We start from the raw sequence: 24,266 nt of genomic DNA, 5'->3' as shown, positions 1-24,266 counted from the left end.
GTCTCCCGTAACCGGGGCTCCGCCCCGGACCCCGGTCCTCAAATCTCCCCCAGCTACAGCTGGGAGGTGCCCCCGGACGGGCTGGAAAATCGAGCCCGTCCGGCGATTGAGGACAAGAAGCGGGAAGGGGCGGGCAGGGGGGAGAAGAACCCCTCACCCCACCCGCGGCGGCCGCGCCTCGTACGGCGTGGACAGCACGATCGTGGTGCGGGTGGAGACCCCGGCCAACGACCGGATGCGGGCGAGCAGATGCTCCAGCTCCAACGGCGTGGCCACCCGCACCTTGAGGATGTAGTTCTCGTCCCCCGCCACGCTGTGGCACGCCTCGATCTCGGGGATCTCGGCGAGCCGGTCGGCGATGTCGTCGGGGGCGCTGGGGTCGAACGGCTTGACCGAGATGAACGCGGTCAGGGGCAGCCCGACGGCTTCGGGGTCGACCACCGCCGCGTAGCCGCGGATGACGCCCCGCTGTTCGAGCCGGCGCACGCGCTGGTGCACCGCCGAGGTGGACAGGCCAGTGGCCTTGCCCAGGTCGGTGTAGCTCATCCGCCCGTCCTTGACGAGCAGTTCCACGATCTCTCTGTCCAGCTCCTCCACATGGGTCAACCTACTGCGTCCGCGTGTGTCCGGGACAGCCGACGGCGCCGCAGGCGCACAGCGTATGTGACAAACACCACAGGTATGCACCCGTGTCCTCCCGTACGCGGCGATTACCCGACTCCCCGCGCGGGAAGTGCTTGGTGTGGCCGAGGCCGAGGTGCCTGGCCGGCCCATCCGAGGGGGAAAAACACTATGCCCAGCCTGGAACGCCTGGACAACGACGGCGACGGCAGCCCGTACGAGTTCGAGACCTACGAGATGTTCCGGGTGACGTGCCCGGACTGCGCGCGGCCCATCGCGCTGCTCGCCGACGAGGACGTGCTCCCCGAGCACGCGCTCTGCCCGTCGCCGTGGAACCCGTTCGGGCTCACGGTCTGCCCGGGCTCGGGGCGCGCCATGGAGGACGCCGCTCCCGCCGACGAGTCGCTGACCGCGCAGGATCTGGACGCGGCGCTGCTGCTCACGCTGCCGCAGAGCCTGGACTGGCGGACGCAGCCGTTCTCGCACATCGGCGGGCCCGGCTCGCTCCCACTGCGCGTGCCGGAGATGCGCCACTCGTCCTGAGCACCCCGCGCCGGCGGCCGCGCCCCGGCCCGGTTCCTTCCACCCGGGTGCCTTCCGCCCGCGGCCGGTGGCCGGGGATCAGCCGCTGTGGGACTCGGGTCCCGCGAGGTGGCGGGCGACGACCATCCGCTGGATCTGGTTGGTGCCCTCAACGATCTGCAGGACCTTGGCCTCGCGCATGTAGCGCTCGGCGGGGAAGTCGGCGGTGTAGCCGTAACCGCCCATGAGCTGGACGGCGTCGGTGGTCACCCGCATCCCCGCGTCGGTGCAGAAGAGCTTGGCCATGGCGGCCTGCTTGGAGAAGGGCCTGCCCTGGTCGCGCAGCCGGGCGGCGGCGAGGTAGAGGGAGCGGCCCGCCTCGATCTGGGTGGCCATGTCGGCGAGCATGAACCGCAGTCCCTGGAAGTCGGACAGCGGGCGCCCGAACTGCCGCCGCTCCGCGACGAAGGCCAGGGCCTGGTCCAGCGCGGCCTGGGCGACCCCGATGGCGCAGGCGGCGATGCCCAGGCGGCCGGAGTCGAGGGCGGACAGGGCGATGGCGAAGCCCTGGCCCTCGGCGCCGATGCGACGGGCGTCGGAGACCTCGACCCCGTCGAAGTGCAGTTGAGCGGTGGGTGAGCCCTTCATGCCCATCTTGCGCTCGGGCGGCGCGGCGGTCAGGCCGGCGGCGTCGCCGGGCACGAGGAACGCCGTGATGCCACGGGCCCCTTCGCCGCCCGTGCGCGCCAGGACGGTGTAGAAGTCGGCGACACCGCCGTGGGTGATCCACGCCTTGGTGCCCTCGATGGCCCAGGTGTCCCCGGTGCGCGTGGCGCGGGTGCGCAGGGAGGCGGCGTCGGAGCCGGAGGACGGCTCGGAGAGGCAGTACGCGCCCAGGAGGCCGCCGCCGAGCATGGCGGGCAGGTGCTCCTGCTGCTGCTCCTTGGTGCCGTAGCCGGCGAGCGCGTGGCAGGCGAGGGTGTGCACGCTGACGCCGAGGCCCACCGTCAGCCGGGCCGCGGCGAGCTCCTCCAGCACCTGCAGGTACACCTCGTACGGCTGGTCGCCGCCGCCGAACTCCTCCGCGTAGGGCAGTGCGAGCAGCCCCGACGCGGAGAGCAGGCCGAAGACCTGGCGCGGGAAGTGCCCGGCGTCCTCCTCCTCGGCCGCGTGCGGCTCGATCTCCCGCTGGACCAGCTCGCGGACGAGCGAGATCAGGTCGCGGGCCTCCTCGGTGGGCAGCTGACGCTCCACCGGCTGCGGGCCGTGATCGGTCATGACGGCGGCTCTCCTCCCTGTCGGGCGCTGCGGTGGCCGGCGCGCAAGGGTGTCGGCGACGCCACCGTGGGTGCCCAGCCGATGGTCCCTTGCCGGGTTGCGGACCGTTGTGACCTGCGGCTGTGGCGGGTTGGAGTATGCCCGATCGGGGGCGTGACGTCACGGGTCGGCGGATCTTGAACGAGTTCTCGGGCGGTTTGGTCCGAACCATTGACCCATTGGTCTAGTCCTTCTACGGTTTCCCCACTGTTCAACGCGTCCATGCCAACACACGCGACGCCGGTCACCCCCCACTGCTCTCCCCACCCACCGAGGAGAACCATGTCCCGACCGCACGGACACCGCCCCCGCGCCCGCGCCCTGCTCGCCTCGGCAGCGGCCGCCGCCACCCTCCTGGCCACCGCCCTCGCCGCGGCGCCGGCCACCGCCGACACCCCGGACGACACCTCCGCCGGCAAACGAGTGGTCGGCTACTTCACCAACTGGGGCGTCTACGAACGCAATTACCACGTCAAGAACATCGAGACCTCCGGCTCGGCGGCCAGACTCACCCACATCAACTACGCGTTCGGCAACGTCACCGGCGGCAAGTGCGCCATCGGCGACGCCTACGCCGACTACGACAAGGCCTACGGCGCGGCCGGCAGCGTCGACGGCAAGGCCGACACCTGGGACGCCGGGGCCCTGCGCGGCAACTTCAACCAGCTGCGCAAGCTCAAGAAGCTGCACCCGGGCCTCAAGGTGGTCTGGTCCTTCGGCGGATGGACCTGGTCCGGTGGCTTCGGGGAGGCCGCGAAGAACCCCGCCGCATTCGCCGAGTCCTGTTACGGCCTGGTCAAGGACCCCCGCTGGGCCGACGTCTTCGACGGCATCGACATCGACTGGGAGTACCCCAACGCCTGCGGTCTGACCTGCGACACGAGCGGCCGCAGCGCCTTCCGCGACGTGATGGCCGCGCTGCGCGCGAAGTTCGGCGGCAAGAACCTGGTCACGGCCGCCATCACGGCCGACGCCTCCAGCGGCGGCAAGATCGATGCCGCCGACTACGCGGGCGCGGCCCGGTACGTCGACTGGTACAACCCCATGACCTACGACTTCTTCGGCGCCTGGGAGGCCAAGGGCCCCACGGCCCCGCACTCCCCGCTCACGTCCTACAACGGCATTCCCAAGGCGGGCTTCGACACCGACTCCACCATCCAGAAGCTGAAGTCGCTGGGCATCCCGCCCTCGAAGCTGCTCCTGGGCCTCGGCTTCTACGGCCGCGGCTGGACGGGCGTCACCCGGTCGGCCCCCGGCGGGACGGCCACCGGCCCCGCGAAGGGCACCTACGAGGCGGGCTTCGAGGACTACAAGGTCCTCAAGTCCGCATGCCCCGCCACCGGCACGGTCGGCGGCACGGCCTACGCCAGGTGCGGCAGCGACTGGTGGAGCTACGACACCCCGTCGACGATCGCGGGCAAGATGGCCTACAAGAACCGGCAGGGCCTGGGCGGCACGTTCTTCTGGGAGCTCAGCGGGGACACGGCGGGCGGTGAGCTGATCAAGGCCATCAACTGACCCTCGCCACCGGCGACTCCCGCCGGAGCGGGGCGTGGTTACGCTGGGCCGACCCGAGCCCGCACGAGGAGCCGCGCCCATGACCGTCACGCTCGACCTGGCCTTCTTCCGCCGCTTCCTGGACCGTGCGACGAACGTCGTCGTCGCCCAGGCCGCGCATCTGACCGAGCTCGACGCCGCCATCGGCGACGCCGACCACGGCGCCAACCTCAAGCGCGGCTTCACGTCCGCCGCCGAGGCGCTCGCCGCCGGTCCGCCCACCACGCCCGGGGCCCTGCTGACCGCCGTCGGAGCGCACCTGACCAACACGGTCGGCGGGGCGGCCGGTCCGCTGTACGGGACGGTGCTGCGCCGCATGGGCAAGGTCCTCGGCGAGGAGCCCACCGTGGAGCCGGCGACACTGGGCCGCGCGCTGGCGGCTGCCGTGGCGAGCGTCCGGCGGCTCGGGGAGTCCGCGCCCGGGGACGCGACGATGGTCGACGCCCTGCAGCCGGCCGCCGACGCCTATGCCGAGGCCCTGGCGCAGGGCGATGTGACCGCGGCCCTCGACGCGGCGGCCCGGGCCGCCCGCGCGGGGGCCGCGGCCACCGTCCCGCTGCGGGCCCGGCGGGGACGTGCCAGCTACCTGGGTGAGCGCAGCATCGGCCATCAGGACCCGGGCGCCGCCTCCTCCGCACTGCTGATCACCGCGCTGTACGAGGCCACCGACCCGGCGCTGTGCGCTGCCGCACCGGAAGCGGAAGCACAGGCCCAGGCGGCGCCCGGGGCGGAGCGGGAGCAGCCGGCCGGGCGGGTCGGCGTCGTGCTCGTCTCGCACAGCCGCGAGGTCGCCGAGTCCGCCGCCGCGCTCGCGCGGGCCCTGGTCGGTACGGGCGGGGCGGCGCCGGTCGTGCCGGCGGGCGGACTGCCCGACGGCGCCATCGGCACCAGCGCCGAACTCGTCCGCCGGGCGGTCGGCACGGCGGACGAGGGCTCCGGCGTGGTCGTGCTGTGCGACATGGGCAGCGCGGTCCTCACCGTCAAGGCACTGCTGCCCGAGAAGGGGTTCGAGTACGCGCGCATCGCGGACGCGCCCTTCGTCGAGGGCGCGGTGGCGGCCGTGGTGACGGCCTCGGCGGGCGGGGACCTCCCGGCCGTCCTCGCGGCGACCGACGACGCGCGGACGTACCGCAAGCTCTGAGGCCCGGCACAACCGAACAGATGTGGCCGACACGAGGGCGACCGCTGGGCATTCACCGGGAAAGTCTGGAAATGTCTACGTGTTCGTGTTCTCATCCCCCTGTCCCGGGTGCTCCCGGTTCCCGGCTCGGAGGTCCTGCCACGGTGTCGCGCACCCTGTCGATGTCGCGGTCGAAGACGGGCGTACTGCCCTTCGCGCTGGTCCTGACCTACCTGGTGGTCATCGTGGTCGTCGACCTGGTGACCCCTTCCAACCTCCGCCTCGACATGTACGCGGCACTCGCGCCCATGACCGCCGCCGCCCTGTGCACCTACCGCCAGACGGTGTTCGTCGGAGTCCTGGACTTCTCCCTGATGGTGGCCCACCACGGCGTCCTGCCGACGGACATGCCGGCCGTCAACCGCGTCGGCTCCGCCGTGGGCAACGCCCTCATGGCGGGCGCGAGCATCGCCCTCGCCCGGCTGCGGCGCGAGGAGGTCTCCCTGCTGGAGCGCGTACGCGTCACGGGCGAGGCCGCCCAGCGGGCCCTGCTGCGGCCGCTGCCGCTGCGCACCCGCCGCGTCGTCGTGGACGGCTTCTACGTGTCCTCGCAGCGGGAGTCGCTGATCGGCGGCGACATCTACGAGGTCGTCGACACCCCGTACGGGACACGGGTGCTCATCGGTGACGTGCGGGGCAAGGGGCTCGGCACGCTGGGCGCGGGGGCGGCGGTACTGACGGCGTTCCGCGAGGCCGCGTACCACCGGCGGGACCTGGGGAGCGGGGTGGTGGCGATGGAGCAGGGGCTGTACCGCTACCACCGGTCGGCGGAGTACCAGGCCAGTTCGGGGGGCGCGCAGGCCTCGGAGGAGTTCGTCACCGCGCTGGTCTTCGGGACGGAGGAGGACCCCGGCGCGCGGTCCGGGGCGCAGGGCGCGGTGCCGGTGGTCTTCCTCGACTGCGGGCACGTCGCCCCGTTCCTGATCGGCTCGGACGGCGGCGTCCACGAGCTGGAACAGGAGCCCGGACTGCCCCTGGGGCTCGGCAACCTGGTGGCGGAGTCCCGCTCGTCCCGGCGGATCGCGCTGCCCCCGGACTGCCGGGTGCTGGCCTGCACCGACGGGGTCACCGAGGCGCGGGCCGCGGACGGCGGCTTCTATCCGCTCGCCGAGCGGCTCAACGCCTGGGCCGCGCTGTCCACGCCCGAGCTGCTGGCCCGGCTGCGCGCCGACCTCGACGCGCACACCGGCGGCCGCCTACAGGACGATGTGGCGGTGCTGGTGATGGAGCGCGCACCCGGGACGCCCGCCGGGCCCGGCTCCGCCGACGGCTCGCGCGAGGGCTGCTGACGAGGCGGCGGTCAGCGGCGGAACAGCTCGAAGGCGACCCCCGGCCGGCCGCCGAAGCGGTCGGCGACGGCCGCCATGGTGCCCTCCAGGAACCTCCGGCAGTACGTCTCCGGCTGTTCGTCGGTGATCGCCTCGATGTAGGTGCGGTGGCACAGCAGGGACTCCACGGCCCGTTCGAGGCCGGCGCGCGCGTCCACGGCGTGGGTGGCCCGCGGGGAGCCGGCCACGGCCACGTACCGCACGCCGTTCCAGGGCATCAGGCCGTCGTCGACGAGCTCGGGGAAGATCCAGCGGTTGCCGGCGTCGGCGACGGCGTCGAGGACCGCCCGGCCGACGGCCCGGTGGTCGGGGGTGTTCCAGCCGGCGCCGCCGTCCCAGGACCAGGTGTCGTGGTGGTTGAGGGTCAGCACGAGTTCGGGGCGGTGGCGGCGGATGGCGGCGGCGAAGTCGCGGCGCAGCGCGATGCCGTACTCGATGATGCCGTCGCTGTGGCCGAGGAACTCCACGCTGCGCACCCCGACGGCAGCCGCGCTCGCCCGCTGCTCGCTCTCGCGCAGGGGCGCGGCCTCGGCGGGCGTGATGGTGTCGATGCCCGCCTCCCCGAACGTGGCCAGCAGGTAGGCGCACTCGCGGCCGTCGTCGGTCCAGGTGGCGACGGCGGCGGAGGCGCCGTACTCCAGGTCGTCGGGGTGGGCGACGACGGCGAGGGCGCGCCGCCAGTCGGTGGGCATCTCGGCGAGCCGGTCGGTCATGGCTACTCCTTCGCGTCCCTGTCTCCACGGTCGGTGCACCCCGGGGCAGCGTATGCGGGCCGCAGCGCTCCTTTTCACTCTTCTTCGCGACACGCGGGAACTGGGTGGACGCGCGGTCCGACTATCTGGTCCGGGCCCGTATCGGCGGGCCCGGGGATGTCGAGTTTCTGGAGAGTTACTGATGCGCCCTCGTGCGTGGTGCGGTGTGCTGGCCGCTGTGGCCCTGTCGGCGACGGCCTGCGGCGTTGGCGGTGGGGCGAAGAAGGCCGACGACGCGGGCGCGGCGGCCGGTGCGCGGGCCGGGTTCCCCGTGAGCGTCGGCGACTGCATGGGGGCGAGGACGACGTTCGGCGCCGCACCGCAGCGGATCGTCACCAGCAACGCCGCCGCCCTGGAGCTGCTGATGTGGCTGGGCGCGGGCGACAAGGTCGTCGGTACGGGCTTCCCGCCCGGCAAGGGCGTACTGCCCGCGCAGTACGCGGACGGGGCGGCGAAGGTGCCGGTGCTGGGGAAGACCGTGATCCCCAAGGAGAAGCTGCTGGGCTCGGGCGCGGAGCTGTACATCGACTCCTTCTCCTCCATGAAGAACATGGGCAAGGCGGGTGACGCGCCGACGGCCGAGGAGTTCGAGGCCGCCGGCATCAAGCACGTCTTCCTGAAGTCGACGGCCTGCGCCTCCATGGCCAAGGCCGCCCGCACCGACCTGTCGGGCGTCGAGGCCGACATCGAGGAGCTCGGCAAGATCACCGGCACCTCGCGGCGCGCCACCGAGCTGGTGGAGGGCATGCGCAAGAAGACGGGCGAGGTGCGGGGCGCCCTCAAGGACGTCCCCGAGGACAAGCGGCCGACCTACTTCCTCTTCGACTTCGACGCCGGCACCAAGCAGCCGATGGCGGTGTGCAACCGGCAGGTCGCCAACGCCGTGATCACCCAGGCCGGCGCGCGGAACGTCTTCGCCGGCTGCGACGGCGACTTCAAGCCCGTCGGCTGGGAGGACGTCGTCGCCAGGAACCCCGACTGGATCCAGCTCGCCGTCCGCAACCGGGGCAGCCAGGAGGCCGACGACAAGGCCTTCGACGAGGCCGCCGCGTTCCTGAAGTCCTTCCCCGCGACGGCCGGGCTCCCGGCCGTCCAGGAGGGCCGCTTCCTGCGCATCGGCTCCGAGCGCACCACCATCGGCGGGGTGCGCAGCGCCGACACCGTGCGCGAGATCGCGCACACGCTCCACCCGGACCGGGTCAAGTAGATGGCGACGCTCACCGCGGCCCGCGAGGAGGAGCGGGAGCAGGGCCTGCGCGCCGGCTGGGCCTGCGCCGCGCTGGGTGCCGCGCTGCTGGTGGCGCTGACCGCCTCGGTCTGCCTGGGCTCGACCTCGGTGCCGCCGGCCGAGGTGTGGTCGGCGGTGGTGCGCGGTGCCGGCGGCCGGGGGCCGGTGCCCGGCACCCAGGACCTGATCGTGTGGCAGCTCCGGGTGCCGCGCGCACTGCTGGCGGCCGTGGTGGGCGCGGGCCTGGGCCTGGTCGGTACGGCCGTCCAGGCCCTGGTCCGCAACCCGCTCGCCGACCCCTACCTGCTGGGCATCTCCAGCGGGGCGTCGCTGGGCGCGGTCTCGGCGATCGTGCTGGGGGCAGGCGCGGGCGGTGCGCTCGGCCTGGGGCTTTCCTCGGCGGCGTTCGCCGGCGCGCTCGCCTCCTTCGCGCTGGTGTGGACCTTCGCCCGGCGCGGGGGCGGTTTCCGGCCGTTGCGGCTGGTGCTGGCGGGGGTGGGCATCGGACAGTTCCTGTCGGGGTTCACCCACTACCTGGTGCTGCAGGCCGGGGACGAGCAGCAGACGCACGGCGCGCTGTTCTGGCTGATGGGCTCCCTCGGCGGGGCCCAGTGGTCCACGCTGGCACTGCCCACGGCCGCGGTGGTCGTGGCCGCGGCGGTGCTGCTGGCCCGGGCGCGGGGGCTCAACGCCATGCTGATGGGTGACGAGACCGCCGCCGGCCTGGGCGTGGACGTGACCCGGCTGCGGCGCGAACTGTTCGTGGTGACGAGCCTGCTGACGGGGGTGCTGGTGGCGGTGTCGGGGGCGATCGGCTTCGTGGGGCTGATGGTGCCGCACGCGTGCCGGATGGTGGTGGGCGGCGACCACCGCCGGCTGCTGCCGGTGGCCGGGCTCTTCGGTGCGCTGCTGCTGGTCGTCGTCGACCTGGTGGCCCGTACCGCCCTGCCCGACCAGGAGTTGCCGGTGGGCGTGGTCACGGCGCTGATCGGTGCTCCGGCGCTGCTGTACCTACTGGACCGACGGATGGAGCGGCTGTGAGGATCGCCATCGAGGGCCTCGAAGTGACGCTGTCCGGGCGGACGGTGGTCTCGGGGGTAGGCCTGATCGCGGACGACGGCGAGATCGCCGGCCTCGTGGGGCCCAACGGGAGCGGCAAGTCGACGGTGCTGCGGACCGTCTACCGGCATCTGGCGCCGCGGGCCGGCCGGGTGCTCGTCGGCGGCACGGACATCCGGCAGCTGACGCCCGCGCAGTCCGCGCGGCAGATCGCGGCGCTCCCCCAGGAGCGGGGCACCGACTTCGAGCTGTCGGTCCGCGAGGTCGTCGCCATGGGCCGTACGCCCTACAAGCGGGCGTTCGCGGGCGAGGACGCGGCCGACCGGGACGCAGTGGCCGACGCGCTGGCCCGGGTGGGCATGAAGGACGCGGGACGGCGCCGGTTCTCCACGCTGTCCGGCGGCGAGCGCCAGCGGGTGCTGCTCGCCCGGGCGCTGGCCCAGGACCCGAAGGTGCTGGTGCTGGACGAGCCGACGAACCATCTGGACGTGCGTCACCAGGTGGAGCTGCTCGCGCTGTTGCGCGCCCAGCGCCGTACGACGCTGCTGGCGCTGCACGATCTGAACGCGGCCGCGTCGGTGTGCGACCGGCTGCACGTGCTGCACGAGGGGGCCGTGGTGGCCTCGGGCGCGCCGCGGGAGGTGCTGACGCCGGAACTGCTGGCCGAGGTGTTCGGGGTCCGGGCGGCCGTGGTCGACCACCCGCTGACCGGCGACCCGCTGATCGCCTTCGATCACCGCTCGCCGGCGGCCGGGGTCCGGGGCAGAGCCCCGGAACGTCCTCAGGCGACCGCTTCGAAGTGACTGGGGCGCCCGTCGCGCAGGACGAGGCGCCCCAGCTTCTCGGCGTCCGCGCGGCGCATCAGCCGTGCCTCGCCGCCCGGCTGCCGCAGGACGGCCGTGTGCCACGGAGTGGCCCACGCGTCGGCGGAGTCCAGCAGCCGGATCCCGAACTTGGCGGCGCCCGGCCGCTGCGGGTGAATGGACAGCCGTACGCAGTGGGGGTGGCAGTCGGCGATGAGGTCGCCCCAGGCGCGGCTGCGGGCGATGACGCCGTACGCCCGGCTGCGGCACTCGCGCTGCAGGGCGGAGCGCGTGCCGGTGAAGCCCGCCGTGTCCTCGACGAGGAAGCGGGTGATGCCGCGGTAGAGCCGGGCGGTCTCCTCGTCGGTGCGGACCTGGGCGCGCAGCGAGTCGGTGGAGGGGGCGTATGCCTCGGTGACCAGGGCGCGCTTGGTGTCGTGGTCCGCGTCGCCGTGGACGTGGCGCATGTCGAAGGTCTCCAGGTGGCGCAGGCCCAGGTCGTGGATCAGGTCGCGCAGGGCGTCGCCGTAGGCGTCGATGTGCGCGTCGGGCACGTTGATGAGGTCGCCGAAGATGTGGCCGTCGGAGCAGATGAGCATGCGGGCCCCCGGCTCGTATATCTCGCCGATGCGCGCGCACAGCCGGTCGAGGAAGGCGAGCGAGAGCCGCTCGCCCTCGTCGGGGAGGTGGCCGAGGACCTTGGCGGGGTTGGGGGACTTGCAGGGGAAGCCGGGGAGGGTGAAGAGGACCGGCAGGCCCGCGCCGGTGAACCGTCGTATCTGGCGCAGCTGTTCCGGGTGGGCGCCGGGGTCGCAGGTGCCCGGCCCGGTGGTGCGGTGGTGGGGCAGCAGGAGGCCCAGGATGCGGGCCTCGACGGAGGGTGCGGCCGGGGTTCCGGGCAGGGGCGTCGCGGGGGAAGGCGCGGTGAGGGTGTCGCTGCGGGGGGTCATGCGGTCGTTCCACGGGAGTGCGGGCATACGGGCAGGTCGAAGGCGACGGGCAGTTCGCTGGTGCCCCGGCCGAGGACGGCGGGGATCCAGTCGAGCTCGTCATCGGGGACGGCCAGGCGCAGGCCCGGCAGCCGCGCGAGCAGCGTGGAGAGGGCGACCTGGAGTTCGATGCGGGCGAGCGCGGCACCGGGGCAGAAGTGGATGCCGTGCCCGAAGGCCAGGTGCGGGCCCTGTGCCCGGTCGAGGTCGAGGGTGTCGGGGTCGGGGAAGCGCCCGGGGTCCCGGTTGGCGGCGCACAGGGAGACGATCACGGAGTCGCCGGCGGGGACGCGGGTGCCGTGCAGGTCGGCGTCCTCGGCGAGGAAGCGCCAGGTGGTGAGCTCGAAGGCGCTGTCGAGGCGCATCAGTTCCTCGACGGCGGCCGGCATCAGCTGCGGCTCGGACCGCAGCCGTTCGAGCGCCTTCGGGTGACGCATCAGCGCGACCAGGGCCGTGGTGATCTGATTGGTGACCGGCTCCTGCCCGGCCACCAGCAGCTGGAAGATCATGGAGTCCAGCTCCTCGGGGCTCAGCTCGCCCTCGTCGCGGGCGGCCACCAGGCGGCCGATGAGCCCGTCCCCGCCTTCGGCGCGGCGGTCGGCGACGACCTCGGCGATGTAGTCCTGCAGTTCGCGCAGCAGCGCCTCGTAGGCGGGCCGCCCGGGGTCGGTGGGACCCACGGGCGCCACGACCTTGCCCCACTCGCGCCGGAAGCCGGCCGCGAGGTGCGGGGGCAGGCCGATGACCTCGGCCAGCACCTGGAAGGGGAACCGGGCCGCGAAGCAGCGCACCAGGTCGGTGGTGTCCGCGCCGCGGTGCGGCCCGGGGGCCATGGCGTCGACGAGGGCGTCCGCCATCTCCTGGAACCGCGGCCGCAGCGCCTCCACGCGGCGCGGCGCGAAGGCGTCGGTGACCAGGCGGCGCATCGTGGTGTGCTTGGGCGGGTCCTGGTGGAGCAGATGCGCCTGCAACTGGGAGTGCTGCGGCTCGGGCATGATCGAGGCGCGTACGCGCCAGCGGTCGTTGCCGCGCGCGTGGTTCTTGCCGAGCCGGGGGTCGGCGAGGGTCTGCTGTGCGGCGGCGTGGCCGGTGACCAGCCAGGCGGTGACCCCGCTGGGGAAGAGCACCCGGTGGACGGGCCCGGCCTCACGCATCCGTGCGTACAGCGGGTACGGGTCCCGCTTGTACTCGGGGCCGTAGAGGGGTACGGGGTCGGGCAGCGGCACGGTGAGCTCTCCTCGCGAAGTCGTGGACCCCTCAGAAGTCGTACGGAACGCCCGCCGGGTTCCCGGCTGTTCGGATGTGTTCGTACGGGCCGTCGGCGGCCTGCCGCAATCTCTGGGTAGTCGGCTCCGGGGGCCCGCTGGTTCCCGGGCACGAAAGGGATAATCCTCACGCGCCGAGGAACCGGCGGGCACGGCTCCGGGCGGCTCGGAGCGTGTCACGATGCGGCGATGACCGCACGTCGAGCACGCCCCCCTCTCCGTCCGTACGCAACCCTGGCCGGCTTCGTCCTGCTACTGGCCGCCCTCTTCGGCGTCGCCTGCGCGGCCGGGTCGGCGGCCGGGCCCGCGGCACCCGGCATGCACCGCACCGGCGGTGGCGAGGGCTCCGGCGGAAGCCCGGGGGGCGGCTCCGGCCCGGGCATGGGCGGCATGCCCGGGATGGGCCACTGATGACCACGACGACGAACGCGGCGACGGATTCCGCCGTCGAGACGGAGCTGATCGTCGGCGGGATGACCTGCGCGGCGTGTGTGGCGCGCATCGAGAAGAAGGTCGGCCGCCTGGAGGGCGTCAGCGCGAGCGTCAACCTCGCCACCGGCCGGGCACGGATCAGCCACCCCGCCGCGGTGACCGCCGCAGAACTGGTGGCGGTGATCGAGGGCGCGGGCTTCACCGCCTCGCTGCCCGAGCCGCCGGCCCCCGATGAGCCGGGGCCCGGGGAGAGCGCCGGCACGCCGGACGCCCCGGCGGTCACCCGGCTGCTGATCACCGCCGTGCTGTCCGTGCCGGTGCTGGTCCTGTCCATGGCTCCCGCCCTGCAGTTCCGCAACTGGCAGTGGCTGTGCTTCGCGCTGGCCACGCCCGTGGCCGTCTGGGGGTCGTGGCCGTTCCACGGTCGGGCGCTGCGGGGCTTGCGGCACTCGGCCGCGACCATGGACACGCTCGTCTCCCTCGGCGTCCTGGCCTCCTACCTCTGGTCCGCGTACGCGCTGTTCCTCGGCGGTGCGGGCAGGCCGGGGATGACGATGCCGTTCACGCTGGTGCCGTCGGCGATGGGCGGCACCGCCGACATCTACCTGGAGGCGGTGGTCGGCGTACCGCTGTTCGTGCTGACCGGCCGGCTGCTGGAGGGGCGGGCGCGGCGGGGCACGGGCTCCGCGCTGCGGGCGCTCGCCTCGCTCGCGGCCAAGGACGTGGTGGTACGGACCGCCGAGGGCTCGGAACGCCGTGTTCCCATCGCGGAGTTGAAGCTCGGCGACCGCTTCGTCGTACGGCCCGGCGAGCGGGTGGCCACCGACGGCGTGGTCGTCGCGGGCACCTCGGCGCTCGACCTGTCACTGGTCACGGGCGAGAGCGCGCCGGTCGAGGCCGGGCCCGGCTCGCCCGTGATCGGTGGCGCGGTCAACTCCGGTGGTGTCCTGGAGGTACGGGCCGAGGCGGTCGGCGCGGACACACAACTCGCCCGGATCGCCCGGCTGGTGGAGGACGCGCAGGCGGGCAAGGCCCGGGTGCAGCGCGTCGCGGACGCCATCGCCGGGGTCTTCGTCCCGGCGGTCCTCACCGTCGCCGTCACCGTCCTCGGCTTCTGGCTGGGCGCGGGCGCCACCGTGCAGGCGGCGGTCACCGCGGCGGTCGCGGTGCTCGTGGTCGCCTGCCCGTGCGCGCTGGGCCTGGCCACCCCCACGGCCCTGCTGGCCGCGACGGGCCGCGGCGCGGGCCTCGGCATCCTCGTCAGCGGCCCGCAGGCCCTGGAGGGGCTGCGCCGCGTGGACACGGTCGTGCTGGACAAGACCGGCACGCTGACGACCGGTTCGATGACGGTGACCGAGCTGACCGGCGACGAGCGGGCCCTGCAGCTCGCGGCCGCGGCCGAGGCCGGCTCGGAACACCCGGTCGGCCGCGCGATCCACGCCCACGCGCTGGAGACGGCGTCCGGGCCCCTGCCGCCCGCGACGGACTTCGTCGCGACGGCGGGCATGGGCGTACGGGCACGGGTGGACGGCCACGTGGTGGAGGTGACGCGGCCGGACGGTGGCCCTGGCGCCGGGGGCGTCACGGGACGGGCCGCGGCGGGGGAAGCCGCCCCCGCCGCACCGGCGGGCAACCCGGGGGGCGAGGGCCCGGCGGCACTGCGACCGCCGCTGGCCGACGCCCTCCGGCGGGCCGGGGAAGCCGGCAGGACCGCTGTCCTCGTGACCGTGGACGGCACCGCCGAGGCCGTCATCGCCCTCGGCGACACCGTGCGGGCCGGGAGCTACCGCGCCGTCGACCATCTCAAGCGGCTCGGCCTGCGCCCCGTCCTGGCCACCGGCGACAGCGAGGCCGCCGCCCGCTCGGTCGCCGCCGAGCTCGGCATCACCGAGGTCCACGCACGGGCCACGCCCGAGGACAAGGCCGAGCTCGTCCGCTCGCTGCGCGAGCGCGGACACCGGGTCGCGGTCATCGGCGACGGGGTCAACGACACCGCCGCCCTCGCGGGCGCGGACCTCGGCATCGCGATGGGCAGCGGCACGGACGCGGCCATCGGCGCGGCGGACGTGACGCTCGTACGCGAGGACATGAGCGCCCTGGCCGACGCCGTACGCCTGGCCCGGCGCACCTCCGTGACCGTGCGCTCCAACCTGGCCTGGGCCTTCGGCTACAACCTGGTCACCGTGCCGCTCGCCGCGGTCGGGCTGCTGAGCCCGATGGTCGCCGCGGCGGCGATGTCCGCCAGCTCCCTGCTGGTGGTCGGCAACAGCCTGCGGCTGCGCGGCTGGCAGCCGCGGCCCGGCAGGGCCGTCCGGAACAACAAGCCGTCCCCAGGGGGCATCTGATGAAGGACTCGCTGATCAGCGCCGGGCGAGCCGCTCTCGTCCCGCTCGTGGCGTGCGCGGTGGCCCTCGGCGGCCTGACCGCCTGGACCGCCTCCGGCGCGGCGGGCCGGCCCGCCGCGGTGACGGTCGAGGACGCACGCGTCCTGGTGCCGTTCGGCATCGAGAACACGGCGGCGATGTTCCGGCTGCGCAACGCCGGGGACGCGGACGACGAGCTCATCGGCGTCGACGTGCCCTCCGCGGGCGGCGCCATGCTGAGCCGTACGGTCGTCAAGAACGGCGCGGGCTCGATGCGCATGGTCCCCTCCGCGACCGTCCCCGCCCGCGGCACGCTGAAGATGACGCCCCACGGCCTGGACATCATGGTCTACCGCCCACCCCAGGTCCGCGTGGGCGACCGCCTCCCCTTCGTTCTCCGCTTCCGCGAAAGCGGCACGATCCGGGCGGAGGCCACGGTGGTGAGGGCGGGAAGCTGAACGCTCCCGCGGGGCGGGGTCCCTGTCCAAGCCGCCGGGAGACGCTGTCGGCACGACACGGAGCGCTGTCGGCCGCCCGGGCACAATCCAGCCCGTCCGGGGACACCTCCCAGCGGTAGTGGCTGGGGAGTTTGCGGACCGGGGTCCGGGGCGGAACCGCCACGCGGCGGAGCCGCATGTCGGATACGGCGGGAAGGGGCGGGGTGGGGAAGAACCACCCCGCCCCGCACCGCACCTCCCCGGGGGCCGGGGCACACGTGGTTACCCCGCAAGCACGGGCACGGGCATCGGCACCGCCACCGCCTCCCGCTCAGCCGTCTCCAACTGCCCGATCAGCGCCTCCCGCGCCCGCGCCACCCGCGACCGCACCGTGCCCACCGGACACCCCGCGACGACCGCGGCCTCCGCGTACGGCAGCCCGAGCATCTGGGTCAGCACGAACGCCTCCCGCCGCTCGTACGGCAGCCGGTCCAGCAGCTGCGACAGCGCGACACCTTCATCGAAGCCGGGCAGCTCCGCGCTCTGCGCGCGCTCCGCGGCCGACTGCCAGTCGTCGGTGTCCGACAGGCGCGGCCGGGCCGCCTGGAAGCGGAGCCGGTCCACGACCGTGCGGCGGGCGATGGACAGCAGCCAGGTGCGGGCCGACGAACGGCCCTCGAAGCGCGGCAGGGAGCGCAGGGCCCGCAGGAACGTCTCCTGCACGAGGTCGTCGGCGCCCTGCGGGTCGTTGCTCAGCCGCGCCACGTACCGCCGCACATCGCTCTGCAGGGCACGGATGAACCGTTCGACCGCGTCGGCGTCGCCGCCGCGCGCCGCCAGCGCCCAGGCGGTCACCGTCTCGTCGTCACGCACAGCGGCCCCCGGTGCGGGGAGTCGTACCGGTGCCGGGGACGATGGCGGGGTGCACTGCAGTGAGTTCCGTACCGCTATATCCGCGCGCGTCGACGGCGAGGAGCTGCCGCCGGAGGTCTCCGGGGCGGCACTCGACGCGCATCTGCTGAGTTGTTCCGCGTGCCGTGACTGGGGCCGTCGGGCCCGCCGGCTGAAGACGCTGGCGGCGGGCCTGCGTCCGGTGTGACGAGAGCGGCGGTGTGAGGGCAGGGGTCATCGCCCTGGGTCCTTCCTGGAATCCGGGCGCCCGGCCGCAGGGGCGGCGGGCGGGCCCGGTGACGTGATCCGACCTGGTCGGTCGCCGTCAGCGGCCCCGGGGTGAGCCGGTCAGCAGACGGCGACGCGAGCCGGCGGACCGCGCGTGGCCAGGACGTGGGCGTACAGCAGCCGGCGAAGCCGCTGGTCGGCGCGGCCCAGGCCGGCACGGACGCGGGGCGGTCCGGAGCGGACCGGCACGTCGCGGAAGAGGAGGAGAAGCGGCGTGAAGAGGCGGGCGCCGATGGTCCGGCCGAGCCGGAAGGCGGCCTGTTCGCCGCCGGAGAGCCAGATGCCGCACAGGAGCGCGACGAGCACGTGGGCGGACCACATGCCGAGGGCACCGTGGCCGGCGTGCATCGACATGCCTGCCATGTCCATCCCGCCCATGGCGTGGTCCATGGACGGGATGGACATGGGCATGGGCATGGGCATGGGTGTGGTCATCGCGTGACCGGCACCGCCGCACAGGGCGGACGAGCCCGTGGAGCCCAGGTCCGCCACGACGGTGCCGGCCCCGCCGGCTGCATCGGCCGCCTGGTGCCCCGCGCTCTGCACGATGTTCTGGGTGACGTTCTGCGCGAGCGTGAAGAACGAGTGCAGCCCGGTCTGCGCTCCCACGGTGGCGAGCGTGATCAGCAGCGGTCCGCGTTCGCGCCCCGCCAGGAACCAGGCACAGGCGCCCGTCGTCGACAGCGCGACGGCTATGGCCCACCACGGGACCGTGGTCCCGGACATGACGGCGTGCCCCAGGGCCGCGAGCAGCACGCAGACCGCTGCGAACACCCCGGCTCGCAGCGCACGCGGTACCTGCCCGGTCTCCTGCCCTGCTCTCATGACGGAGACATCGTTGCACCCGCCCCGCGCGGCCCGACGCCGGGGGGCTCGCTCACGCCCGTACGACCCCCCGCTCGGGCGCATGGCTCCGCCCCGTACCGTCCGCCCGGCGGTACGGGGCGGCGGGCCGCCGGCTCGGGGGGAATGACCGGCGACCCGGTCCCGTCGCGCCAGTGGGACTCGCGCTGTCGAGTCAACCGCGCGCCGGGCCCCGGTGGCAGCGTGTGCGAGGGGGTGGGTGCGGGTGCGCCGCGCACACCCCGTGTGGACGGCCGGCTTCCGGTAAGCGTCAGGCCCGGCCGCCCCGCCGGGCCGGCAGCCAGGCGGCGCTGCCCTTGTCGCCGAAGCGGCTGCCTATCGCCCCCTTTATCACCGAGAGCGCGGCGGGCAGCGCGGCGATGGCGGCGGCCTTGATCGCGGAGACGCTGGTGAGGTCGAACCCGTCCGCGATGAGCAGACCGAGGAAGGTGGTCACGTAGGCGGCGAGGGTACGTTCGGCGATGTCGGCAAGCACCTGGCGCATGAATGGTCTTCCGTTTCAGGGAGTTCTTGATTACGGGACGTTCGTGTTTCGGCACGTACTGGTGTCGGGACGTACTTGATGTCGGGACGTACTGGTGTCGGGACGTACTTGCGGAGTTCAGGACGTTCGGTCGGTTCAGCACTTGTTCCCGGTGGAAGAGTCGCCGTTGTGACGTGTGCACCGCAAGCTCTGCTGTCCCGGGATGTACCCGCTCCGGGCCACTTCGGCACCGGCGCACCGGCGCCCCCAGCGGTATCGTCACGACGACGGCCGACGACGGCCGAGACGGCCGGCGAACGCCGTGGGCGTCCGGGGAAGCCGGTCCGCTGGGAGGGGTTCCTATGGCCGACGCGGTCAATCCATGGCTGGCGATGGCTTCCGGCGCCGATCCCGCCGAGCGGTGCCGCCGACTCCGCGGCGCGCACGCCGCGTTCGTCTCCGGGGGCGTGCTGAGCCCACGCGTGCGCGCGGTGGTCGCCGACTCCTGGCGGCGGTCCGCGGCGGCGCTGCCCGCGCCCGAGTTCACGGTCCCGGTCGAGCTGGCCGACGGCGCACTGGAGAGCTACCGCCGCGCGCATCCGCTCGCGCGGGCGATGCCGCTCTTCCGCGAGTTGCTCGGCTCCATCGCCGACGACGGTGCACATCTGCTCGCGGTCTGCGACGCTGCGGGCCGCATGCTGTGGGTCGAGGGGCACCGGGGCGTACGCAGCCGGGCGGAGGGCATGAACTTCGTTCCGGGCGCCCGCTGGGACGAGCGCCACGCCGGCACCAACGCGCCGGGCACGGCACTCGCCCTGGACCACGCCGTGCAGATCTTCGCCACCGAGCACTACAACCGTCTGGTCCAGCCGTGGACCTGCGCCGCCGCGCCCGTCCACGACCCGCGCACCGGGCGGCTGCTGGGCGCCGTGGACATCACCGGCGGCGACCATCTGGCGGGCCCGCACAGCCTGGCCCTGGTCCAGGCCACCGCGCGCGCGGCGGAGGCGCAACTGGCGACCGCCGCCACCGGACCGCGCCACGCCCTGTCCGTCCTGGGCCGCGACGAGGCGCTCCTCGTGACGGACGGCCGGCGATTGCGGCTGGGAAGACGGCACAGTGAGATCCTGGCCCTGCTGGCGGACCGCCCCGAGGGCCTGACGGGTGATCAACTGGCTTTCGCCCTCTACGGGGACCGGCCGATGCCCATGGTGACACTGCGGGCGGAGCTGTCCCGGCTGCGACGGCTGGCGGGCGACCTGATGGCCTCTCGCCCGTACCGCCTGAACGTTCCGCTGGAGACGGACGCGTCGGCCGTGGAGCGGGAGTTGGAGGCAGGCGACCTCCGGGCCGCCCTCCACGCGTACAACGGTCCCCTCCTCCCCCTCTCCGAGGCCCCGGGGGTGTGCCGGATGCGCCGGCTGCTGGAGGACCGGCTGCGGCGGGCGTTACTGGGCAGCGGTGACGCGGGGGCGCTGCAGCTGTGGGCCGACAGCCGGTGGGGCGAGGAGGACCTGGAGGTGTGGGAGCGACTGCTGACCGCGCTCCCACGGAGCGCGGCGCACCGCGGCTCGGTGGCGGCGCGTGCGCGGCACCTGCGGGCAACGTTCGTGCAACCTGCGCGGGGCTAGCGTCCTGACGGCAATCGCCCGCCACGCAGGCACCCGTCAACCGAAAGGGCCCGCCCTCATGACCCGCTACGCCGGCCCGGGCTCCCCCGACGCCATCGTCACCTACCGGCCGCGCTACGACCACTGGATCGGCGGCGAGTACGTACCGCCCAAGCAGGGCGGCTACTTCGAGAACCCGACCCCCGTCACCGGCCTGCCCTTCACCGAGGTCGCGCGCGGCACCGCCGAGGACGTCGAACGCGCCCTGGACGCCGCCCACGCCGCCGCACCCGCGTGGGGCCGCACCTGCGCGGCGGAGCGCGCCGCGGTCCTGAACGCCATCGCCGACCGCATGGAGCGCAACCTGGAGATCCTCGCGGTCGCCGAATCCTGGGAGAACGGCAAGCCCGTCCGCGAGACCCTCGCCGCCGACATCCCGCTCGCCATCGACCACTTCCGCTACTTCGCGGGCGCGATCCGCGCCCAGGAGGGCACCCTCTCCGAGCTCGACGAGGACACCGTCGCCTACCACTTCCACGAGCCGCTGGGCGTGGTCGCCCAGATCATCCCGTGGAACTTCCCCATCCTGATGGCGGCCTGGAAGCTCGCCCCGGCACTCGCGGCAGGCAACGCCGTGGTCCTCAAACCGGCCGAGCAGACCCCGGCGTCCATCCACGTCTGGCTGGATCTGGTGGCGGACGTCCTCCCTCCGGGTGTGGTGAACATCGTCAACGGCTTCGGTGCCGAGGCCGGCAAACCACTGGCGTCCAGCCCCCGGGTAGCCAAGATCGCCTTCACCGGCGAGACGACGACGGGCCGCCTGATCATGCAGTACGCCTCGGAGAACCTGAAGCCGGTCACGCTCGAACTGGGCGGCAAGAGCCCCAACATCTTCTTCGACGACGTCTCCGCGGCCGACGACGACTTCCTCGACAAGGCCCTTGAAGGATTCGCCATGTTCGCCCTCAACCAGGGCGAGGTCTGCACCTGCCCGTCCCGGGCCCTGATCCAGGGCGGCCACTACACGACCTTCCTGGAAGCGGCGATCGACCGCACCGAGCAGATCCGGCCCGGCCACCCCCTGGACACCGACACCATGATCGGCGCCCAGGCCTCCAACGACCAGATGGAGAAGATCCTCTCCTACTTCGACATCGCCCGCCAGGAAGGCGCCCGCACCCTCACCGGCGGCGCCCGCGCCGAACTCGACGGCGAACTGGCGGGCGGCTACTACGTCCAGCCCACCATCTTCGAGGGCCGCAACGACATGCGTGTCTTCCAGGAGGAGATCTTCGGCCCGGTCGTAGCGGTAGCCCCCTTCACGGACTTCACCGACGCCATCACCCTCGCCAACGACACCCTCTACGGCCTGGGCGCCGGCATCTGGACCCGCAACGGCACCACCGCCTACCGCGCCGGCCGAGCCATCCAGGCCGGCCGCGTCTGGACCAACTGCTACCACGCCTACCCGGCCCACGCGGCCTTCGGCGGTTACAAACAGTCAGGCATAGGCCGCGAGGGCCACAAGATGATGCTGGACCACTACCAGCAGACGAAGAACCTGCTGGTGAGCTACTCGGCGAAGAAGCTGGGGTTCTTCTAGACCACCGGATCTACGTCTTGGCTCGAACAGTCCGTCCGCCTGCCACTGGGTAGTGAAGGGCCTGCAGCTCGCAGAAGGAGTCGATCCCCTCTGCTCCGCACTCTCGCCCGATGCCGGAGTGTTTGAACCCGCCGAAGGGCGCTGCCGGATTGAACGGGGCACCATTGATCTCCAGTTGGCCTGCCCGCACCCGCCGGGCGACCGCGGTTGCCCGCTCATCGCTGCGGGACCACACCGAACCATGCAGCCCGTAGCGCGTGGAGTTCGCCAGGCGGACGGCGTCGTCGTCCCCGTCATGGGTCATGATCGAAATGACTGGCCCGAAGATCTCCTCCTGCGCCAGATCCATGTCCTCGGTCACGTCGCTGAACACGGTCGGTGCGAAGTACAGACCGTCCATATCTCGCTGAGGAACCACCGGGCGAGCGCCTCCAGCCACCCCGAGTTCACATGCGCGAGCGACCCGCGTCTTGGCGTCTGCGCTGATGAGCGGCCCCAGGTTGGTATCAGGGTCAGCGGGATCGCCAACGACGTACGTGGCTGTGATCGTCCGCGCAAGTTCCTCTGTCTCGCGAACCAGCCGTCGCGGCACGATCAGCCGGCTCCATTGGAGACACGCCTGCCCGCTGTTGAACATCGCCTGATCGATGGACGCTGCGACTGCCTGAGCTATGTCTGCGTCATCGAGAATCAATGAAGCACTCTTGCCCCCGAGCTCCAAGTGCACGCGGCTGAGGTTCGTTGCCGCTGCAGCGGCCACCGAGCGGCCGGCGCGCACCGAGCCGGTGAACGAGATCAGGTCGGTGGTGGGAGAAGATGCCAGTGCTGATCCGACCCTCAGCCCGTCACCGAACACGATATTGAGCACGCCGGCCGGCAATTCGCTGCGCTCGGCCAGTCGTGCAAGGTATGCCGCATGCAGTGGCGTCCGTTCGCTGGGCTTGAGCACGACCGTGCACCCGGCGAGCAGAGCCGGTACAACCTTTTGCAGGGTGAGGATCAGCGGCACATTCCAAGGCGTGATCGCCGCCACTACCCCGGCCGGCACCCTACGGATGATGGAATTGCCACGCCGCTCCTCGTCCAGCACAGACGCTGCATCAATGCACGCTCGGGCGACGTCGATCGCAAGACCCACCTGAACATTGCGGCTCAAGGTGATCGGCGTGCCCGCCTCGCGGGATATCAGCTTGCTAAGGAATTCGGAATCGGCCTCGATCAGCCGCAGCCAGCTCTGCACCGATTTGAGTCGGTCATCGCGTGGTGTCTCGCTCCAGCCGGGTAGCGCTGCGGCTGCGCCCGCGAGAGCGGCCTCCGCGTCTGCCGCTTCACCCCGGGGGACGCTCCCGATGAGGCTGCCGTCGGCCGGATTGCTCACTCGATCGATTTCCGGGCCGTTCGAGGGAACCCATACACCGCCGATCCAGTGTTCGCGGTGGTGAAACGAGAAATCGGTGATGGACGGTGCGAGCGGCATTGACTGCCCCTCCTTCGATGTTTCGCAGACGAGCACCCTCATTCAGATCATCACCCGCGATACCCCTGAGCGGTCGGATAGTCGATGTTGACGATCTGTTCCGCTCGAAACTGGGTACGATGCGGATCGGAGCTGACCGGCGCGAGCATCAAACGGGCGGACAGAGGTTTCGCCCACCGTGCCGACAGTGCCGCCATATCCCTGATCACGGCGACCACCTCATGATCCTGAGTCGATCCGGGCAAGGGGATCGTGTCCAATCCGGCACCGCAGACCGACGAGTACGCGAGCACTGAGTCGGCATTGATTCGGCCCTCCTGCCAGGCGAGTGCGAGCACCCTGTCTTCGAGTACCGGGAGCATCAGACCCGCATATCCGACAGTAGGCTGGCTGACCGACCGAATGCCAGCAGTAACTGCAGCGCAGGTTGCGATCGTGCCGGGGGAACCGAACCGGATTCCACCGACATTCTCCAGAAACTCTCCGATGCTGGCATCCGGCGCACAGGCCGGCGACGGATCGAAACCATGGAACAGCAGGCCATGCTGCTCGCATGATGGCCTCAGCAAGTCTTCGAACGAGGCCAGCTGATCCTGCAGACATATCCTGGTCAGTTGTGTCGTCTCCGCCAGGTCGCGGGGTGGATTCGCTCGGGCGCGTGCGAGCAGTGTGCCGGCCGACTGCAGTCCCACGCTCACCCCTGCATTGCCGCCGTCGCTGAAGGAGCCGGGAAACAATGGAGCGTTGGCGCCCAGATTGGCGACTGCCGCGAATCGAAAGTTGGCATCACCGTCACGGCTCGCCAGCTCGCGGATCACAGCCCCGCTGAAATCGACGGCGGAGTGGTCCACGTCGGCACGATCAGCGACGACAACAGACAGGAACAGCGACGGGTATTCAGTCAGCACTTCTGCGACTTGGGAAGGCGTGAGCTCCACAAGCGCGGCAGGCCGCAATGCGCCCAGAGAGGCACTGCCCACGCCCGCCCGCCGGCAGCCTTCCACGAGATCAGCGGCTCGCGTGTAGAGTTGATCGTGGTTCAGCGGCCCGTCCAGTGCCGGGCTGGAAAGGCGGACCGTCTGCACTTCGAACCCGGCGCGCGTGATCTTGTCACCGATCGCCAGTGCTTTCTCGCCGTATTCGCTGATGCCGACGCCACTGGCTCGCCCACCCTCGAACATTTCGTCAGGAAGGCAGAGGGTCACGGCACGCACCTG

At 72.6% G+C, this 24,266-nt stretch carries 23 protein-coding genes and 1 pseudogene; 14 read left to right on the top strand and 10 right to left on the bottom strand.

Annotation, left to right across the window (positions count from 1 at the left end; all coding sequences use genetic code 11):
• Positions 1–153 precede the first annotated feature (153 nt).
• A complete protein-coding gene (locus tag AB0F13_RS21745; protein ID WP_030365423.1) occupies positions 154–597 on the bottom strand; it encodes an Lrp/AsnC family transcriptional regulator in 444 nt (147 codons plus the stop codon).
• Between the two features lie 195 nt (positions 598–792).
• On the opposite strand from AB0F13_RS21745, the gene AB0F13_RS21740 reads away from it, so the two are divergent.
• Positions 793–1,164 carry a hypothetical protein gene (locus AB0F13_RS21740; RefSeq protein ID WP_362084661.1) on the top strand — a complete coding sequence of 124 codons (372 nt, stop codon included), beginning with the start codon at positions 793–795 and terminating at the stop codon, positions 1,162–1,164.
• 78 nt (positions 1,165–1,242) lie between these two features.
• Here the strand turns inward: AB0F13_RS21740 and AB0F13_RS21735 are convergent, their stop codons facing one another.
• The gene (locus AB0F13_RS21735; protein ID WP_362084658.1) at positions 1,243–2,421 is read right to left on the bottom strand and encodes an acyl-CoA dehydrogenase family protein; all 1,179 of its coding nucleotides are present in this window, start codon (positions 2,419–2,421) and stop codon (positions 1,243–1,245) included.
• Positions 2,422–2,742: 321 nt separating this feature from the next.
• Here AB0F13_RS21735 and AB0F13_RS21730 point away from each other — a divergent pair, with 321 nt between their 5' ends.
• The 4 genes and pseudogenes from AB0F13_RS21730 to AB0F13_RS21715 all read left to right on the top strand — a co-directional run bounded on the left by AB0F13_RS21730 (position 2,743) and on the right by AB0F13_RS21715 (position 6,486).
• On the top strand, positions 2,743–3,978 hold the full coding sequence (locus AB0F13_RS21730) for a glycoside hydrolase family 18 protein (RefSeq protein WP_362084655.1): 1,236 nt from the start codon (positions 2,743–2,745) through the stop codon (positions 3,976–3,978).
• Between the two features lie 79 nt (positions 3,979–4,057).
• Positions 4,058–4,672 (top strand): annotated as a pseudogene (gene dhaL, locus AB0F13_RS21725) (dihydroxyacetone kinase subunit DhaL); the annotation flags it as partial.
• Positions 4,673–4,780: 108 nt separating this feature from the next.
• On the top strand, positions 4,781–5,158 hold the full coding sequence (locus AB0F13_RS21720) for a PTS fructose transporter subunit IIA (RefSeq protein WP_362084792.1): 378 nt from the start codon (positions 4,781–4,783) through the stop codon (positions 5,156–5,158).
• A gap of 143 nt (positions 5,159–5,301) precedes the next feature.
• On the top strand, positions 5,302–6,486 hold the full coding sequence (locus tag AB0F13_RS21715; RefSeq protein ID WP_362084652.1) for a PP2C family protein-serine/threonine phosphatase: 1,185 nt from the start codon (positions 5,302–5,304) through the stop codon (positions 6,484–6,486).
• Between the two features lie 11 nt (positions 6,487–6,497).
• On the opposite strand, the gene AB0F13_RS21710 is transcribed toward AB0F13_RS21715, so the two are convergent.
• Positions 6,498–7,238: a PIG-L deacetylase family protein gene (locus tag AB0F13_RS21710; protein ID WP_362084649.1), complete on the bottom strand. Its 741-nt coding sequence runs from the start codon at positions 7,236–7,238 to the stop codon at positions 6,498–6,500.
• Between the two features lie 181 nt (positions 7,239–7,419).
• On the opposite strand from AB0F13_RS21710, the gene AB0F13_RS21705 reads away from it, so the two are divergent.
• From AB0F13_RS21705 to AB0F13_RS21695, 3 genes are read left to right on the top strand one after another with little or no spacing between them, the layout of a single operon-like run.
• A complete protein-coding gene (locus AB0F13_RS21705; RefSeq protein ID WP_362084646.1) occupies positions 7,420–8,484 on the top strand; it encodes an ABC transporter substrate-binding protein in 1,065 nt (354 codons plus the stop codon).
• Positions 8,485–9,546, top strand: coding sequence for an iron ABC transporter permease (locus AB0F13_RS21700; RefSeq protein WP_362084643.1), 1,062 nt, complete (start codon positions 8,485–8,487; stop codon positions 9,544–9,546).
• Positions 9,543–10,367 carry an ABC transporter ATP-binding protein gene (locus AB0F13_RS21695; protein ID WP_362084640.1) on the top strand — a complete coding sequence of 275 codons (825 nt, stop codon included), beginning with the start codon at positions 9,543–9,545 and terminating at the stop codon, positions 10,365–10,367. Before AB0F13_RS21700 ends, AB0F13_RS21695 begins: the two co-directional genes overlap by 4 nt.
• Here AB0F13_RS21695 and AB0F13_RS21690 read toward each other — a convergent pair.
• A complete protein-coding gene (locus AB0F13_RS21690; RefSeq protein ID WP_362084637.1) occupies positions 10,346–11,317 on the bottom strand; it encodes an isocyanide synthase family protein in 972 nt (323 codons plus the stop codon). The genes AB0F13_RS21695 and AB0F13_RS21690 overlap by 22 nt on opposite strands.
• Positions 11,314–12,582, bottom strand: coding sequence for a cytochrome P450 (locus AB0F13_RS21685; protein WP_362084634.1), 1,269 nt, complete (start codon positions 12,580–12,582; stop codon positions 11,314–11,316). Before AB0F13_RS21685 ends, AB0F13_RS21690 begins: the two co-directional genes overlap by 4 nt.
• A 228-nt stretch (positions 12,583–12,810) precedes the next feature.
• Between AB0F13_RS21685 and AB0F13_RS21680 the strand changes: the two genes are divergently transcribed.
• From AB0F13_RS21680 to AB0F13_RS21670, 3 genes are read left to right on the top strand one after another with little or no spacing between them, the layout of a single operon-like run.
• Positions 12,811–13,032, top strand: coding sequence for a hypothetical protein (locus tag AB0F13_RS21680; protein ID WP_362084631.1), 222 nt, complete (start codon positions 12,811–12,813; stop codon positions 13,030–13,032).
• Entirely contained in the window at positions 13,032–15,398 is a 2,367-nt protein-coding gene (locus AB0F13_RS21675) for a cation-translocating P-type ATPase (RefSeq protein WP_362084628.1), read from the top strand. The genes AB0F13_RS21680 and AB0F13_RS21675 overlap by 1 nt, the downstream gene beginning before the upstream one ends.
• Positions 15,398–15,874: a copper chaperone PCu(A)C gene (locus tag AB0F13_RS21670; RefSeq protein WP_362084625.1), complete on the top strand. Its 477-nt coding sequence runs from the start codon at positions 15,398–15,400 to the stop codon at positions 15,872–15,874. The genes AB0F13_RS21675 and AB0F13_RS21670 overlap by 1 nt, the downstream gene beginning before the upstream one ends.
• A 261-nt stretch (positions 15,875–16,135) precedes the next feature.
• Here the strand turns inward: AB0F13_RS21670 and AB0F13_RS21665 are convergent, their stop codons facing one another.
• Positions 16,136–16,726, bottom strand: a complete 591-nt coding sequence (locus tag AB0F13_RS21665) for a sigma-70 family RNA polymerase sigma factor (protein ID WP_362084622.1) — start codon at positions 16,724–16,726, stop codon at positions 16,136–16,138.
• 49 nt (positions 16,727–16,775) lie between these two features.
• On the opposite strand from AB0F13_RS21665, the gene AB0F13_RS21660 reads away from it, so the two are divergent.
• Positions 16,776–16,952, top strand: a complete 177-nt coding sequence (locus AB0F13_RS21660; protein ID WP_362084619.1) for a zf-HC2 domain-containing protein — start codon at positions 16,776–16,778, stop codon at positions 16,950–16,952.
• Positions 16,953–17,092: 140 nt separating this feature from the next.
• Here AB0F13_RS21660 and AB0F13_RS21655 read toward each other — a convergent pair whose 3' ends face one another.
• On the bottom strand, positions 17,093–17,857 hold the full coding sequence (locus tag AB0F13_RS21655) for a hypothetical protein (protein ID WP_362084616.1): 765 nt from the start codon (positions 17,855–17,857) through the stop codon (positions 17,093–17,095).
• A 289-nt stretch (positions 17,858–18,146) separates the two neighbouring features.
• Entirely contained in the window at positions 18,147–18,380 is a 234-nt protein-coding gene (locus tag AB0F13_RS21650) for a holin (protein WP_362084613.1), read from the bottom strand.
• Positions 18,381–18,721: 341 nt separating this feature from the next.
• Here AB0F13_RS21650 and AB0F13_RS21645 point away from each other — a divergent pair, with 341 nt between their 5' ends.
• Together AB0F13_RS21645 and AB0F13_RS21640 are read left to right on the top strand one after the other, a co-directional pair.
• Positions 18,722–19,990, top strand: a complete 1,269-nt coding sequence (locus AB0F13_RS21645) for a GAF domain-containing protein (RefSeq protein ID WP_362084610.1) — start codon at positions 18,722–18,724, stop codon at positions 19,988–19,990.
• 58 nt (positions 19,991–20,048) lie between these two features.
• The gene (locus AB0F13_RS21640) at positions 20,049–21,572 is read left to right on the top strand and encodes an aldehyde dehydrogenase family protein (RefSeq protein WP_362084607.1); all 1,524 of its coding nucleotides are present in this window, start codon (positions 20,049–20,051) and stop codon (positions 21,570–21,572) included.
• A 10-nt stretch (positions 21,573–21,582) separates the two neighbouring features.
• Here the strand turns inward: AB0F13_RS21640 and AB0F13_RS21635 are convergent, their stop codons facing one another.
• Both AB0F13_RS21635 and AB0F13_RS21630 read right to left on the bottom strand, forming a co-directional pair.
• The gene (locus AB0F13_RS21635) at positions 21,583–23,049 is read right to left on the bottom strand and encodes an aldehyde dehydrogenase family protein (RefSeq protein ID WP_362084604.1); all 1,467 of its coding nucleotides are present in this window, start codon (positions 23,047–23,049) and stop codon (positions 21,583–21,585) included.
• A gap of 50 nt (positions 23,050–23,099) precedes the next feature.
• Positions 23,100–24,254: a DUF711 family protein gene (locus AB0F13_RS21630; RefSeq protein ID WP_362084601.1), complete on the bottom strand. Its 1,155-nt coding sequence runs from the start codon at positions 24,252–24,254 to the stop codon at positions 23,100–23,102.
• Positions 24,255–24,266: the final 12 nt, after the last annotated feature.

The sequence above is a fragment of the Streptomyces sp. NPDC026206 genome (assembly GCF_040638465.1).
Classification (GTDB): domain Bacteria; phylum Actinomycetota; class Actinomycetes; order Streptomycetales; family Streptomycetaceae; genus Streptomyces.
Note: the sequence above shows the minus strand (reverse complement) of the source record. Positions and strands in the feature narration are given on the sequence as shown.